The following is a 14,935-nucleotide window of genomic DNA, read 5'->3' on the forward strand; positions in this document are numbered from 1 at the left end:
GATGAGGTTCAGGCGCCATTAAGATAAAAATCCGCCTTCTTAGAAGGCGGATTTGGTTTACAGCCCCCTGAAAGGGGGCATACTTGCGCTGTTAGTTCATCTTCAACTCTAACTGCGCCTCATATTCTTGGTCTTTCTTGTCTTGGTGCCTAACGTACCGCCTGATGATTTCTTCATTTACGCCCACCGTATCAACAAAGTATCCTCTTGCCCAAAAATGATTCCCCCACAGTTTCTTTCTTATACGTGGGAATTTGTTAAACAAGCGGATTGCTGAACGTCCTTTCAATACCCCCATCAACGTTGATATCGATACTTTTGGTGGAACTATCACAACCAAGTGAACGTGATCCGGCTGAATATTTAACTCCAAGACTTCACAATCTTTCATATCGCACAAAATATAGATTGAGCGATAAAGCTCCTTACCTGCATTCCCTTTCAAGATCTTAAATCTGTATTTCGGTGTCCAAACTATATGGTATTTACAACACCAATGGACATGTGATTAACTTCTGTAGTCGCCCATGTTTTTTGTTTCCTCTTACTTGTGGTGAATAAGAGGTTCACTTCTAACATGGGCATTCCTTCGGGCAATAGCCCCAAGATTCAATCACCACCGCCCAAGGCGGTGGTTTAGGGATGACAAAAAAAGAGCCAACTTGTGGCTCTATTTCTCAATCACTAACGTGATGTTCTTTTTAGCAATTTCGTATTGCGGTAGGTAATTCGCTTCCGCTAACTCTTCTTCTGTCATCAACTTAACGATGACTTCATGGCACTCTTTTATCTTGTCAAAAATCTTATAATTACCATTGTACTCAAAAGGATATTGCGCAATGAATCTGACAATAGCAATACACAGCCTTCTAGAGTTAGGGGACAATTCATGTAAGCGGAAATAGATATCAACATACTGAGTAATTGCCTTAGAATCACCCGCGTTTATCGTCGCTTCGGTAACTTGCTTACGCAGCGTTTCAACTTCTTCAATCGCACCTTGTAATCGTGATTCAAAACTCAATAGCATATGAGTTTGACTACGAAGGATACTTGGGTGTTGATTCTCATCCATCGCAATTCGACATTGAGGCAATATTTGCTTCACCTCATTAAAATAAGAACATCGCTCAAGTAAATAGCCCAGATGGTAAATATCGTAGAAATGCATATTTTTAATCTGCTGCATTACAGATTTGAGTTCATTAATAGCGGAGCTCAGGTCACCTCGAATAAGTGCAATATGAGAAATGATCATCCGATAAGCATGATCAAGACTTTCTCGCTTCCTAACTTCATCAATGAAAGGGTTGAGCATTTGCAGTTGGCGATCGAATAAGCTTTTATTTTTTATCCCCATCGCCTTATATAGGTGACAACGGACAAGATTGAGCTGGGTGTAGACATTACCCCTAAACGTGTTTTTGTTCTTGTCAAAATAGCGAGTCATGTAGGTCACTGCATCACCATAACTCTGGTTCGCTAACGATAAATTAGCGATTACCAACTCACGCTCGGCACCCGAATCTAACAACATTGCAGATTGCTTCAGGTGATTGATAGCCTGCGGAAGGTCATTGTTCAACACAGCGATATTTGACATTTCGTCATGATAATAAGGATTCTCATCCTTATTATTCACTGTATCCAGAATCTCCTTCGCTCGATTAACTTCGTCAGTTTCAATGAAGGTGTTAGCAAGTGCAGTTTTAATCCAGTCAAAATTGTCTTCGCTAAGCATCTCTTCGTACTCCGTTCGTGCACTTCGATATTCCTTACAACGGACTAATGCGTTAGCCTTAAATTTGCGAATTAACTTAGAATACTCCGGACGTGTTTCCAGACACTCTTTACACGCTTCGATAACCCCATAATAATCATGTTTAGTGAGCTGTTCATATATAGGCAGTAAAGCCAATTTTCGCCTAATAGCGTTCGTTAAACGGTCTACGAAAAATTGATTCTTAAAAGGCTTCAGCAAATAGTCGTCAGGTTCGGCATCAATAATAGAACGAACAATACGTAAATCATTCTCTCCAGTAAGAAACATGAAAACCGTACGTGCTGGTAGGAGGTTTAAGTGGTTAAGCTCTTCTAACAGCTGGAACCCATTAATCTGACTCTGAAAGTTGTAATCGCAGATAATAAAGTCAAACTGGTTCTGCCTGCATTTTGCAAGTACTTCTAACGGCTTGTACGCACAATGAATTTGCTCGCAACCAAGCTGTTTTAGCAAAGCTGTTATACTACTGGTCACCAACCTAGAATCATCAGCAACAAGTACAGTGTAATTTTTAAAGCTTAAAGACATATGAACCCCTCCAAACCTCATAGTATCAGACGGTATCACTGCGTAAGATCAGGTCTTGCAAAACAGGAAAATACTTACATCGAAAGGATTATTCCTCCATTCATAACTTCTCAAACACTGACTAATAATCCATCAGTCATTCGTTTGCTATGCTTATGTGGTAAAAAAATCGCTCGCGATTAAGAAAAACACCTTGTTCTTTTTGCCAACTGAAGAAGTTTATGTAAGAAAAAGCCGCAGCTTTCCTTTTCGATAACTGCGGCTAGATTGGGTTTTATGAGATTAAAACAGCAAACTAAATCGATGATTCAGCCGTGACTAAAGTGTTTTCATCTTTCGCTGTGTAGCGTTTCTTAAATTGATAAGCAACCGCCATCACAACCATCCAAATAGGTAAAAGGTAAACAGACAAACGCATGCCCGGTATCAAGAACATCACAACCAGAATACCACACAAAAATACTAGACAAACCCAGTTAGTTATTGGGTGACCCCAAGAAGGAAATAGTGTTTTTTGGCGTTGCTTAATCTTGCTCAATTTAAATTTCATATGAGTAATTGAAATGATCACCCAGTTAAGAACGAGCGCTGCTACAACCAATGCCATCAGGAAACCAAATGCTTCATGAGGCATAAAATAGTTCACCACTACCGTCATTCCTGTAGATATTGCCGAAACCGCAAGAGCAATGAACGGAACACCTCGTTTGTTTACCTTCAATAGCGCTTGTGGCGCGTTTTTCTGCTTTGCTAAACCAAATAGCATGCGACTATTTGAATAAACACAGCTGTTATAAACAGACAGAGCCGCTGTCAAAATGATGATATTAAGGATGTTCGCCACCCATTCGCTGTTTAGCGCATGGAAGATCATCACAAACGGACTACCACCTTCCGCCACTTTCTGCCAAGGGTAAAGCGATAACAAAACAACCAATGAACCGATATAAAAAATAAGAATTCGGTAGATCACTTGGTTCGTTGCTTTGGGGATGCTTTTCTCAGGATTCTCAGCTTCAGCCGCTGTAATACCAATAAGCTCTAACCCACCAAAAGAGAACATGATTGCAGCCATTGCCATCGTCAAACCTGAAAGTCCATTTGGCATAAAACCGCCTTGTGTCCAGAGGTTTGAAATTGAAGACTCCGGATTTCCACTATCAGTAGTGAGTAGATAGACACCAAATACAATCATACAAACAATGGCCGCTACTTTGATAATAGAGAACCAGAATTCAACTTCACCGAACATTTTTACGTTGGTTAAGTTAATTGCATTAATTAAAACGAAGAACACCAATGCCGATACCCAGCTTGGGATTTCTGGCCACCAATACTGAACATAAATACCAACTGCAGTAAGCTCAGCCATACCAACCAGTATGTAAAGAACCCAATAGTTCCAGCCAGACATAAAGCCGGCAAAATCACCCCAGTATCGTTTCGCAAAATGACTGAATGTACCAGCAACCGGTTCATCCACAACCATTTCGCCAAGTTGGCGCATAATCAAGAAGGCAATAAAACCAGCTACCGCATATCCCAACAATACCGAAGGTCCAGCACTTTGAATTGTTTGAGCTATCCCTAAAAATAAACCTGTACCAATAGCACCACCGAGAGCAATCAACTGAATATGTCGGTTTTTCAAACCTCGGTGTAAATTGTCAGGTTGAGAGTGTCCTTTCATAGAATCTTCCAAAATAGTGATGATGATGTTGAAACCAAACAGCCAAAGCCAATCGAATTTCAATGCAGACCATCAGCCCTAAGGCAATTCCTATGCCAGCAAAATTTCAAGATATAGAAATGAAGTATGGTGTGGTCAAAACGGAGTTGTTACACTCGTTGACCTATCAAAAAGGAGAATCGCTTTACATGACCAATCAATTGGACGATTACGACGTAAAGATACTGCAACTTCTGCAAGACAATGGACGTCTTACAAATCAAGAGCTTAGCGAAATTATTGGGTTATCACCCTCGCAATGCTCGCGCCGTAGAATTACTTTAGAAAATAACAAGCTAATATTGGGCTATCACGCACGACTTTCACCGAAGGCTTTACATCAGGAAGTTATCGCGATCATCGAGGTAAAACTGCTTAACCACGAAACCGTAAAAACACATAACTTTCTGAATTTTATCAATAATGAAGCTTCAATTATTGATGTGTTTAAAACGACTGGAGAGTCTGATTATTTAATCAAATGCCTTGTATCTGATTTGGATATGCTAAATGACCTCATAAATCGCATATTTACCACTCAACTTATCTCCCACATTAAAACTTCTGTTGTTCTGGAACGAGTAAAAGAACACGGCAGTATCTTCGATTACTAACAACTTATTGCACCAAATTAGAGATTTTAACTTACACATTTGGTGCAATAATTTAAATAAATACGCACATAAAATTCATATTTAAGTTTTTAATTGCACATATTTTTCACTGTGATATTAATTACGCACATTTTGTGTATTTGCTTAACATTTTTATTTTAGGGATAGAGAGATGTCTGAGGCAGCAGTAGCAAACACAAACCATAAATGGTTTGAAGACGCGTTTGCGCTATTGATGGGAACAAGCCTAGTATCATTTGGCGTACTTTTTTTAAAACAAGTGGGTATGGTAACTGGGGGAACTGCGGGGTTATCGCTTTTTCTAAGCTACAACTTCCATATTGAATTCGGCACGATTTTCTTTTTGGTAAACCTTCCGTTTTATTACCTGGCGATTCGCCGCATGGGATGGCTTTTTTGCTTGAAAACCTTTACCGCAGTGGCTTTAGTTTCGTTCTTTACCAATACGCAAGCACAGTTTATTCAGATCAGCAACGTTAACCCATTTTACGCTGCCATCTTCGGAGGCTTCCTATTTGGTACCGGATTTATCATTCTATTTCGCCATAAAGCGAGCCTTGGCGGCTTCAACATTCTAGCTTTATATCTCCAAGACAAAATTGGTTTGAGAGCGGGTTGGTTTTTGATGGCTGTCGACGTCACAATTATGTTAGTGTCGCTATCCGTTGTCGGATACTTCGAACTTGCATTGTCCATTCTATGCGGGCTCGTGCTCAACCTAATCATCGGATTAAACCATCGCTCAGATCGTTATCAAGTAACAAATTAATTAAGGAGAATTTCTGTGCTTAACCATGTAACCGCTTATGCTGGAGATCCTATTCTGTCCCTTATGGAACAGTTTATGGCTGATGACAGATCTGAAAAAGTAAACCTAAGTATTGGTCTTTATTATGATGAAAACGGCAAAATTCCCACGTTAGATTCTGTTGCTCAGTCACAGGCACAGTTAGCGAAAGCAGAAAGCCAACCTTGTATTTACCTTCCTATGGATGGTCTAGTTCAATACCGCTCTGCAGTGCAACAATTGGTCTTTGGCGAAAACCATCCTGCAATTGAAGAAAAGCGTGTCGCAACCATTCAATCTTTAGGTGGTTCAGGCGCGTTAATGATCGGTGCGGATTTTCTTCACCATTACTTCCCAAAATCAAAAGTTTGGGTAAGCAATCCAACATGGGAAAACCACAATGCTATTTTTGCGGGTGCAGGTTTCGAGGTAAACACTTACCCTTACTTCAACCCACAAACCAAAATGCTTGATTTTGGTGGCATGCTATCAACCATTGGTACTTTGCCTGAGCAAAGTATTGTTCTGCTGCATCCATGTTGCCACAACCCAACAGGTGTCGATTTAACCAACGCACAATGGGACCAAGTGATTGAAGTGCTCAAGAACAACAAGCTGATCCCTTTCTTCGATATGGCATACCAAGGTTATGGCGAAGGCATCGGCGAGGATGCGTACGTAATACGTAAAATTGCGCTAGAAAAAGATGTAGTGAGCTTTGTCAGCAACTCTTTCTCGAAAACATTCTCTCTTTACGGCGAACGAGTTGGTGGTCTTTCAGTAGTTTGTGGTAATGACGAAGAAGCTTCTCGCGTTTTAGGTCAGCTAAAAGCAACCGTTCGTCGTAACTACTCTAGCCCTGCAAAGCATGGTGCTGTGGTTGTATCAAACGTATTGAATACCGAAGCACTTAAAAACATGTGGTTTGGTGAAGTGGAAGGTATGCGTACTCGCATTGAAACAATGCGTAAAACACTACACGACCAGCTAACTGTGCTACGTCCAGAATCAGACTTCAGCTTCTTGATTAAACAGAAAGGCATGTTCAGCTACACTGGTTTTACCCAACAGCAGGTAGAAACGCTACGCAACGAACACGCGATTTACCTCATCAACAGTGGTCGTATGTGTCTTGCCGGTCTTAACGAACAAAACGTTGAACGCGTTGCCAAAGCGTTTGCTGCTTTGTAAAAAACAATCAATTTTATGAATGATAAAAAGCCACTGTTCCAAGTGGCTTTTTTTCTGCTACGGTGTTGTACTTAACGCTGCTTCAAATAATTGCATGTGGATAGGTACTAAGGTTTGATGATCGCTTCTGTAGCCACCACCGACCACACAAGCGATAGGTATCGCTTTGCTTTGCGTAAACTGCATTATGAAGCAATCACGTTGATAAATAGCATTAGTTGACACATTAAAGTATCCCAACTCGTCATCACAATGGATATCGATACCCGCATCATAGATGACAAGATCTGGTTGGTAGAGGTTGACCGCCATCTCAACCACGGATTTGAAATGACTGAGAAATTCCTCGTCTCCAGTTTCTCTGGGAAGCGATACATCTAGGTTTGATTCTGGTTTACGTGCTGGGAAGTTCTTATCGCAATGAAAGGAAAGAGTAATGACGTCATTGCGCTCAGAGCAGAGAGTTGCAGTTCCATCGCCATGGTGTACATCACTATCAATGATCAACACTTTATCTATGTCAAAACGATCTAAAGCATACTGAGCCGCTAACACCAAATCATTGAACAGACAAAAACCACTGCCAAAGTCTCTATGCGCATGGTGATAACCTCCGCTTAGATGTAAAGCTCGCCCATGTTTTAGTGCCAGTTCAGCAGTTAAGCATGTACCACCCGCGGATAACAATGTTCTTTCTATCAGGGCCTCACTCCAAGGAAACCCAATGCGGCGCATCTTGGCAGCAGGAAGTGTCCCTGAAGAGAGAGCGTTAACATAATCAGCATCGTGAACCTGCTTTACCTCAAACAAGGTAAGAGGTATTGGTTCGAAAAACTGAAATGCTGATTTCCAGTCAGCATTGTTACTTTGCTTCTCAATAATTGCTTCATATAACAATCGATATTTGTTAATTGGATAACGATGGCCTTCTGGTAACGGCAGTTGAGAGTAAATTGAGTGGTACACCAATGGGATCATAACAGCGACTTAATTAATCCAGATGAACGCATGTTATCAATCTATTACAAATAGGCAATTGTTGCAGTGTGTCAAACGATCCGATTAGTCCACAAAAAACAAAGCCCCTCAAATATGAGGGGCTCAATCTTATGCTCTGTTGATGCAGAAAGATTAGAACGTGAATGCTAAGTTCGCTGCAGCACCAAATTGGTTTTCACCAGCATAAGAACCAGCAATGTCTAGGCTAACAACATCGAATGGACTAATACCGATACCTGCTGTGATTGAGTTTTGTAGGTTATCTTTTAGGTCCATCTCATAACCAGCACGCAATTGCGCCCAACCCCAAGCATTAGCTTCAACACCAACGCGTACGAATTGTGAGTCGTCTGTATCAAACTCTTTGAAACGTTTTTGCGTCGTTAAATCAGCATCTAGGCTAAGCGCGAAGAAATCACCTGCATAGCCTAAACCAAGTGTTGCTTTTGGTGACAATTCGTAAGTATAACCACCAATTTCGGTTTCAATTTCTTGCTTGAATACATCTTTTACAGATAGACCAACGCGGAAAGCGTCTTTATACCAAACAGCACCTAAATCCATGTTAAACGCCGTTTTCGATATTTCGCTTTGGTCGTAATCGTCAAGTTCGAAATCTTCCAATGTAACAAGCTGTGAATAAGTTACTAGGTATTGGTATTTTGGTGCGAAACCGAATGAAAAATTCTGTTCAAAAATTTGGAATTGACGCGCAAATGAAATACCGAATTCAGTAACACCAAATGCCACTAAGTGAACTTGAGAGTTATCATATGCACTTAAAACATCAGCTGCTTCTTCAACCGTTGATGGCTCACCTTCAACGACATCAATCTCAGGCCTGACGAGAGCTTCAACATAACCCGTGGTAAACAGGTTCACTGATATGTAGCTAGTTGGGATGGCAATTACAGCGCTTAAACCAGCATTTACTGTCATTGGGGCATTATCAGCCAATGAATTCAAACCAGATTGCAATTTGCGCGCATTTGCAATCGCATCGCTTTCACTTTGGCTATTTGGACTGTTGGTATAGTCATTAATGTTATTTTCTAGATCACTGTATGTGCTATCTAGATCATCAATCAAAGTGAATGAGTCGTCTTGGTCATTAATATTCGCTCCAATCGCAGGTAGCAAAATACCAAAGTCGTCATTGTCTTTGTACATAGCCCCAAGCGCCGGGTTATGTAATGGAGCCGTTAAGTAATCTGCAGATACTACGCCGGTGTTACCCATCGCTTGGCTACGAGCATCAGCCACATAAGGAGCTGCAATAGAGGAGGTAGAAACAACTGTTAACGCACCAACTGCTAATAAACTATTTCTTTTCATTTTATATCCAAAGTGATTTTGACATTCCACGACAAAGCAAGCGCATTGCGGTGACAACTAGACCACACATATCAATGTTAATGATTCGAAACTTAGCAGCACTCGAAAAATTACAACTAAACAGTGATAGAGCTTCTGACTAGCGAGTATAAAAACGAAATTTTATTATATTACCTAACAAAACCATGACAAAGCTCTGACCAAAAACAAACGTAACACTAAAGCTAAAATGTGAAATAAATCACACCAAAGTGCTGGTTTTTATATACGCAAAATCAATCATTGGTCTATTTACCATTACTTTTTGTACTTGGAGCAGACTTTGTGAACTTTCGCTTACCACGTTTATAAGCAGGGCGCTCTACAGGAGGTAAAGTTTGAAGAGAGGCAGGGACAGGCCCTGTCTTGACCTGAATCATGAGTTCATTGATCCGCATCTGAAGTGCATGCATAAAAGGCTGGTAGGCTTGGCCTTTCTCTGCCATAGCTTGCAATTGGTGCTCCCAATGAGCGGTCATGTCTGGGTAGGTAGAATCACTAGGCAAGGCATGAATCAAGCCTCTTCCTGCGGGTGTACTACAAATAATCTTGCCCTCTCGCTTCAGTAGCTGACGCTTGAACAAGGTATCTAATATCCCTGCGCGGGTAGCTTCAGTTCCTAGACCATCAGTTTCACGCAGTATTTTTTTCAACTCTTTATCTTCGACAAATCGGGCAATACCGGTCATCGCTTGCAATAGAGTTGCTTCTGTAAAATGTTTTGGTGGCTCTGTTTTTCTATCCTTAATTTCACCTTCTCGGCAAATCAGCTCTGTACCAACAGGCAGCGGTGGTACGGTATCAACACCTTCATCTTGATCATCAGATTTACCGGTTAGAACTCTCCAACCCGCAGACATAAGTTGACGACCAGAGGCAACAAAAATACCACCAGCAATATCGAACACTAGCTTAGCTTCGGCATAGATTGCATGGGGGTAGAATTGCATCAGATATTGGCGCGCAATCAGCTGATATACATTCATCTCATAGCTTGAAAGTGCGTTCACAGTAGCTTTTTTAGGTGTAGGGATGATCGCATGGTGAGCATCGACCTTCGAATCATTCCAAGCTTTCGATTTCAAAGACAAGTTTGTGCCAGAGACAGCTAAAACAAGCTCTTTCGCGTTATTAGCAATTGCATCGACGACGGAGCTGGCCTGAGCCAAATGTTCTTTCGGCAAATAGCGGCAATCAGAACGGGGATAGGTAATCAGCTTATGCTTTTCATATAAGCTTTGGCATGTATCAAGCACCTGCTGCGCACTCATGTTATAGCGTTTGGCTGCATCAATCTGCAAAGCAGAAAGTGAATAAGGCAATGGCGGTGATTGTTTGATTTGATTCTGCTCGGACTCAACTACTTTAGCTGGCTGTCCTGCAATACGCCGGGCCACATTTTCAACCAGTTTACGATTGAGAACTCTTCCCTCTTCATCTTGCCACGGCTGACAAGCCTCACTCGGCTTCCAACGAGCACGAATATCAAATACGCCGTTACTATCTTGATAAGGAATTAGCGCATGCAAGGTGAAATAATCGCGCGGAATAAAGTTTTTAATTTCTTCGTCACGACGAACGACTAACCCAAGAATCGGCGTTTGTACTCTTCCTACCGACAACACGCCCTGATAACCGGCTTTTTGTCCAAGCAAAGTGTACGCACGTGACATATTCATGCCATACAGCCAGTCAGCACGTGAGCGTGCTAATGCGGAGACTGAAAGTGGGATAAACTCACGGTTACTGCGCATACTGGAAAGAGCGCGTTTTACCGCAGGTAAGTTGAGGTCACTGATCAAAAGGCGTTGAATTAATGCTTTTTTATTACTCGCGACTTTACAGTAATCAATCACTTCATCCACCAGCAGTTGCCCTTCTCTATCAGGGTCACCAGCGTGAATGATTTCACTGTGCTCTTTAATCAGTTTTTTGACAACGCTAAGCTGCTTACTGGCTGTTTTACGAGGTCTTAATTGCCACTGCTCAGGTATGATAGGCAGATCAGCTAAGTTCCATTTTTTGTAGCGCTCATCGTAAGCATCTGGCTCTACTTGTTCAAGCAAGTGTCCGATACACCAAGTCACCACATCGCCATTTGCACATCGAATAAAACCTTGATCTTTTTTATGCGGCTTTGGCAATGCATCGGCAATTGCTCGACCTAGACTCGGTTTCTCTGCGATGAATAATCGGCTCATAGTATTGTTATAAGTAGCGGAAAAATTAAGGCCACATTATCGAATGTGGCCTTAATAAATCAAGAAAAACTGTAAATTTAAACAGTATTACTCTTCGTTACTTGCAGAACGTGCTGCTGCTTCTTTGATTAGAGGTTGAAGTTCACCTTTTTGGAACATTTCCAAAATGATGTCACAACCGCCGATCAACTCACCTTCAACCCAAAGTTGTGGGAAAGTTGGCCATTGAGCATAAACAGGTAGTTCAGCACGAATGTCTGGGTTTTGTAGAATGTCTACATACGCAAATTTTTCACCACAAGCCATTAGAGCTTGTGCAGCTTGAGAAGAGAAACCACAGCTTGGCAGCTTAGGTGAGCCTTTCATGTACAGAAGGATCGCGTTTTCTTCAATTTGCTGTTTGATCTTATCGATGGTTTCCATTGCTTCCTCTTAATGGGGTTCGTACTTGATGACCCTCATTCTAAATCATTAAATAAGAATAAAAAGCACAATATAAGTATGGACTTTAAACTTACTCATCACCATATCATTCGAAATTATTAAAAGCTTAGCCTACTATTTTTGTGAGCTATCAGCCCAATGAGCTATGACGAATCTAGGCTCTGCGTTTAGTTCGTCTTAGTACATCTTGTTCGGATATAAAACACTTTTATTATGAATTGGGGTTTTAATAAAGTAAAAAGTTGCTAAAATACATATACCAATTTACTTGGGTAAATCAGTCAGTCGTACCGACGAAAACAAAAACGACATTGGAAGCAATCGAGAGAGTTCTCTCTCTTCACCTATATGGAGAATCGAGCAATGGCATTTGAACTACCAGCTCTTCCTTACGCAAAAGACGCACTAGAACCACATATCTCTGCAGAAACTCTTGAGTACCACTACGGTAAGCACCACAACACTTACGTTGTTAAGCTAAACGGCCTAGTACCAGGAACTGAATTCGAAGGCAAAACTCTAGAAGAGATCATCAAAACTTCTACTGGCGGTGTTTTCAACAACGCAGCTCAAGTTTGGAACCACACTTTCTACTGGCACTGTCTAGCGCCAAACGCAGGTGGCGAACCAACAGGCGCTGTTGCTGAAGCAATCAATGCAGCATTCGGTTCTTTCGCAGATTTCAAAGCAAAATTCACTGATTCATCAATCAACAACTTCGGTTCTTCTTGGACTTGGTTAGTGAAGAAAGCTGACGGTTCTCTAGCTATCGTTAACACTTCTAACGCAGCGACTCCAATCACAGAAGAAGGTGTAACTCCACTTCTAACTGTTGACCTATGGGAACACGCGTACTACATCGACTACCGTAACCTACGTCCAGACTACATGAACGGTTTCTGGGCTCTAGTTAACTGGGAATTCGTAGCCGCTAACCTAGCTAAATAATGGTTAATTGCCCTAACGGCGATTACAAAACACACAATCCTAAGCCTGCAGATTTGCAGGCTTTTTTTGTTTTTTTAGTTAAGTTAATAACTAAAGATTTTGCGTCCGTTGCCGTTATAAGTGCATCAAGCGGAGAGCAAAATGCAAGTACACACTTTAGATAAGGCAGGAATCATCAATGAACTGAACATAGGTTCAGGGATTTGTCACGCCGTCCATCAAGGACGACGTGCCGATTTTTCTTTGCTTGTTGCTCTCTTCTCAAACGATGTCAGGGATAACACGCCCGTTGAGCTTATTGAGCAACCTCAAACGACTGATGAACTTCTGAGGGAGCGTTTTGAGCTTGCTGCGCCACAATCTCTGCGCAATGACCAAAGCTCTTATGCTGTGTCCGCCCGGCAAGCTGAGCTCTTTCATCATGGTGGGCTGGCGAGTGCCAAACTCTGTCACTACCTGACTCCTGAAGTGCTGACCTACTTACCAGAAGATACTCAAGATCTGCCAGAAGATGTTTATCTCAACTTATCTGGGCATGAGCGACGGCATCTGGCGGTTAAGTCGCCGCCTAAGACACTGCCTTATGATCTCTACAATAAGCTCACTACCGCTTATCGTCACGATCAGCTACGTGCACAAACTTAGCTCTGAACTCAAATTTAGTGCGACGATTCTCATGGGATTACCACATTGTGTGAAACACAGCCCAAATTGGTAACGCGCAATCAAATCTAGACCTTTTATTTGAGTTCTTTCACACAAAGTGTCACATCCTTCGCCCATTCTTAATGTTCGAAAGTTGAGCAGAATAACTAAAGACACAGCAGAAGGTGCGCATTATGGAAATCAAAAGCGCCATTGTTTTAATTACATCAGCAAGCTCACAGTTAGGACGTACGCTAGCCACACATTTCACCTGCCTTGGTGCAACCGTCATTTTATGTGACAGTGATAAACAAGGTCTGTACGAAACTTATAGTCGCTGCAAAGAGCTGTCAAATCACGTTGATTGCTATCATCTTCGCGATTACTCGCCAGAGAGTTTGAATGGCATGTTCGATAATATTGAGTCGAGTTATCACACTGTGCCGGACGTTCTGATTAACAACTGGCCCTCATCCCCTATGCCTTCTTTAATTGACGAAAAGCCAACCGAGTTATTTATTCAAAACCTAGCTTTAATGGCTTCATCACTTTTTTCCTTTGGTCAGGCATGTACTGAGCGTATGCGCTACCACAATGTTAAAGGTGTTATTGTGAATGTTATTTCAATCAATGACAGCCACGACTTTTCCGGTATAGAAAATGCGACTTGTATGGTATCTGGATTTACCCAAAGTTGGGCAAAGGAACTCGTTCCGTTCAATATTAGAGTGGGAGGTGTGGTACCTATGATTTCTACAAGCAAACAAAAAGATCATTGGGCCGAGGTACAAGATGATCTCATTCGCAACACAGAATATATTGTCGCGAATGAGTATTTCAGTGGACGAGTGATGTCCGCATAATCACTAAAGAACCTAAAAGCCTTCTTCCAGATACGAGTCTAGATAATCTTCTTCGGCTTCATCAACTTTATCTGTGTTCTCAACTTCAGCGGTAAAGTCCCGACGCTGCAAATAAGCTGCTCGGCTAAATAAATAAGCATCTGGTGAACTTTCAAGCAAGGCTTCCTGATTAACTAAAGCTGCCCGTTTTTCCATCCCTTCAAGTGCCCATTTCCCCATCGAAGCCCAGAAATTTAAATAAGTAAGTGGAGCATATAACCCATCAACACTATCTCCGACTTCTCGGACAACATACGGACCATATCCTGGAATCATCAAATAAGGCCCTTTACCAACACCATAATGCCCTATTGCATCTCCGAAAGACTTTTCATCATGTTTAGTAATGCCCGCTTCAGAAGCAATATCAAATAAACCTAATAAGCCGAACGTCGAGTTTATCCAGAAGCGGTTAAAATGATCGACTGCTTTTGCACCATTTCCCATTAATATGTTATTCACCATACTTGACGGTTCGTCTAAATTTGATAAGACATTCGCAACACCGCGCCTTACAACAGTTGGGGTATATTGCACATAGGTGAGAGAAATAGGACGAGCAATATATGGGTCTAAATAATCATAATTTAGAGCCCACATAGCACGGTTAAAGCTTTCCAAAGGGTCATTAACATCATCTTGTGATACTTGATCATCAGGAACTGAACCACACCCACTCAAGGCAAGCAGTAGCCCTAAACTGACTACTAATGCAAATCGGTTCATCATTATAGTTTCCTTAATCAACTCACCGCAGGCTCACGTGTCG

General features: G+C 41.6%; 14 protein-coding genes. 6 read left to right on the forward strand and 8 right to left on the reverse strand.

The genetic code is table 11. The annotated features are described in order from the left end of the window. Positions 1-91: 91 nt before the first annotated feature. From tnpA to G5S32_RS10165, 3 genes are all read right to left on the reverse strand, one after another. Positions 92-478: an IS200/IS605 family transposase gene (tnpA, locus tag G5S32_RS10155; RefSeq protein WP_246201098.1), complete on the reverse strand. Its 387-nt coding sequence runs from the start codon at positions 476-478 to the stop codon at positions 92-94. Positions 479-670: 192 nt separating this feature from the next. Next, entirely contained in the window at positions 671-2,311 is a 1,641-nt protein-coding gene (locus G5S32_RS10160; RefSeq protein WP_165311908.1) for a response regulator, read from the reverse strand. A gap of 295 nt (positions 2,312-2,606) precedes the next feature. Further along, positions 2,607-4,064: an amino acid permease gene (locus G5S32_RS10165; protein ID WP_246201009.1), complete on the reverse strand. Its 1,458-nt coding sequence runs from the start codon at positions 4,062-4,064 to the stop codon at positions 2,607-2,609. On the opposite strand from G5S32_RS10165, the gene G5S32_RS10170 reads away from it, so the two are divergent. The 3 genes from G5S32_RS10170 (at position 4,064) to G5S32_RS10180 (ending at position 6,653) form a co-directional block, all read left to right on the forward strand. Further along, positions 4,064-4,654 (forward strand): Lrp/AsnC family transcriptional regulator, encoded by a 591-nt coding sequence (locus G5S32_RS10170; RefSeq protein ID WP_246201010.1) that lies wholly within the window; start codon positions 4,064-4,066, stop codon positions 4,652-4,654. The genes G5S32_RS10165 and G5S32_RS10170 overlap by 1 nt on opposite strands. A 172-nt stretch (positions 4,655-4,826) precedes the next feature. Further along, positions 4,827-5,444 (forward strand): YitT family protein, encoded by a 618-nt coding sequence (locus G5S32_RS10175; RefSeq protein ID WP_165311909.1) that lies wholly within the window; start codon positions 4,827-4,829, stop codon positions 5,442-5,444. A gap of 15 nt (positions 5,445-5,459) precedes the next feature. Beyond that, complete coding sequence (locus G5S32_RS10180; RefSeq protein WP_165311910.1) at positions 5,460-6,653, forward strand: amino acid aminotransferase; 1,194 nt, start codon at positions 5,460-5,462, stop codon at positions 6,651-6,653. A gap of 57 nt (positions 6,654-6,710) precedes the next feature. Here the strand turns inward: G5S32_RS10180 and G5S32_RS10185 are convergent, their stop codons facing one another. The 4 genes from G5S32_RS10185 to G5S32_RS10200 all read right to left on the reverse strand — a co-directional run bounded on the left by G5S32_RS10185 (position 6,711) and on the right by G5S32_RS10200 (position 11,650). Continuing rightward, positions 6,711-7,631, reverse strand: coding sequence for a histone deacetylase family protein (locus G5S32_RS10185; RefSeq protein WP_165311911.1), 921 nt, complete (start codon positions 7,629-7,631; stop codon positions 6,711-6,713). Between the two features lie 153 nt (positions 7,632-7,784). Continuing rightward, complete coding sequence (locus tag G5S32_RS10190) at positions 7,785-8,987, reverse strand: conjugal transfer protein TraF (protein ID WP_165311912.1); 1,203 nt, start codon at positions 8,985-8,987, stop codon at positions 7,785-7,787. Positions 8,988-9,274: 287 nt separating this feature from the next. Continuing rightward, positions 9,275-11,227 (reverse strand): DNA topoisomerase III, encoded by a 1,953-nt coding sequence (locus G5S32_RS10195; protein ID WP_165311913.1) that lies wholly within the window; start codon positions 11,225-11,227, stop codon positions 9,275-9,277. A gap of 87 nt (positions 11,228-11,314) precedes the next feature. Continuing rightward, positions 11,315-11,650, reverse strand: coding sequence for a Grx4 family monothiol glutaredoxin (locus tag G5S32_RS10200; protein ID WP_102940789.1), 336 nt, complete (start codon positions 11,648-11,650; stop codon positions 11,315-11,317). 384 nt (positions 11,651-12,034) lie between these two features. On the opposite strand from G5S32_RS10200, the gene sodB reads away from it, so the two are divergent. The 3 genes from sodB to G5S32_RS10215 all read left to right on the forward strand — a co-directional run bounded on the left by sodB (position 12,035) and on the right by G5S32_RS10215 (position 14,127). Next, entirely contained in the window at positions 12,035-12,619 is a 585-nt protein-coding gene (gene sodB / locus G5S32_RS10205; protein ID WP_165311914.1) for a superoxide dismutase [Fe], read from the forward strand. Positions 12,620-12,760: 141 nt separating this feature from the next. Beyond that, a complete protein-coding gene (locus G5S32_RS10210; protein WP_165311915.1) occupies positions 12,761-13,264 on the forward strand; it encodes a VC2046/SO_2500 family protein in 504 nt (167 codons plus the stop codon). A gap of 194 nt (positions 13,265-13,458) precedes the next feature. Next, the gene (locus tag G5S32_RS10215; protein ID WP_165311916.1) at positions 13,459-14,127 is read left to right on the forward strand and encodes an SDR family oxidoreductase; all 669 of its coding nucleotides are present in this window, start codon (positions 13,459-13,461) and stop codon (positions 14,125-14,127) included. A gap of 12 nt (positions 14,128-14,139) precedes the next feature. Here the strand turns inward: G5S32_RS10215 and G5S32_RS10220 are convergent, their stop codons facing one another. Beyond that, a complete protein-coding gene (locus G5S32_RS10220; protein ID WP_165311917.1) occupies positions 14,140-14,895 on the reverse strand; it encodes an MlaA family lipoprotein in 756 nt (251 codons plus the stop codon). Positions 14,896-14,935 lie beyond the last annotated feature (40 nt).

The sequence above is a fragment of the Vibrio ziniensis genome, from assembly GCF_011064285.1.
GTDB classification, from domain to species: Bacteria; Pseudomonadota; Gammaproteobacteria; order Enterobacterales; family Vibrionaceae; genus Vibrio; species Vibrio ziniensis.

Bases quoted from the DNA above. Each gene is read 5' to 3' on its own strand.
- G5S32_RS10160 (WP_165311908.1), bottom strand. From the start codon at position 2,311: ATGTCTTTAAGCTTTAAAAATTACACTGTACTTGTTGCTGATGATTCT.
- G5S32_RS10170 (WP_246201010.1), top strand. From the start codon at position 4,064: ATGCAGACCATCAGCCCTAAGGCAATTCCTATGCCAGCAAAATTTCAA.
- G5S32_RS10175 (WP_165311909.1), top strand. From the start codon at position 4,827: ATGTCTGAGGCAGCAGTAGCAAACACAAACCATAAATGGTTTGAAGAC.
- G5S32_RS10185 (WP_165311911.1), bottom strand. From the start codon at position 7,631: ATGATCCCATTGGTGTACCACTCAATTTACTCTCAACTGCCGTTACCA.
- G5S32_RS10190 (WP_165311912.1), bottom strand. From the start codon at position 8,987: ATGAAAAGAAATAGTTTATTAGCAGTTGGTGCGTTAACAGTTGTTTCT.
- G5S32_RS10195 (WP_165311913.1), bottom strand. From the start codon at position 11,227: ATGAGCCGATTATTCATCGCAGAGAAACCGAGTCTAGGTCGAGCAATT.
- G5S32_RS10200 (WP_102940789.1), bottom strand. From the start codon at position 11,650: ATGGAAACCATCGATAAGATCAAACAGCAAATTGAAGAAAACGCGATC.
- sodB (WP_165311914.1), top strand. From the start codon at position 12,035: ATGGCATTTGAACTACCAGCTCTTCCTTACGCAAAAGACGCACTAGAA.
- G5S32_RS10210 (WP_165311915.1), top strand. From the start codon at position 12,761: ATGCAAGTACACACTTTAGATAAGGCAGGAATCATCAATGAACTGAAC.
- G5S32_RS10215 (WP_165311916.1), top strand. From the start codon at position 13,459: ATGGAAATCAAAAGCGCCATTGTTTTAATTACATCAGCAAGCTCACAG.
- G5S32_RS10220 (WP_165311917.1), bottom strand. From the start codon at position 14,895: ATGATGAACCGATTTGCATTAGTAGTCAGTTTAGGGCTACTGCTTGCC.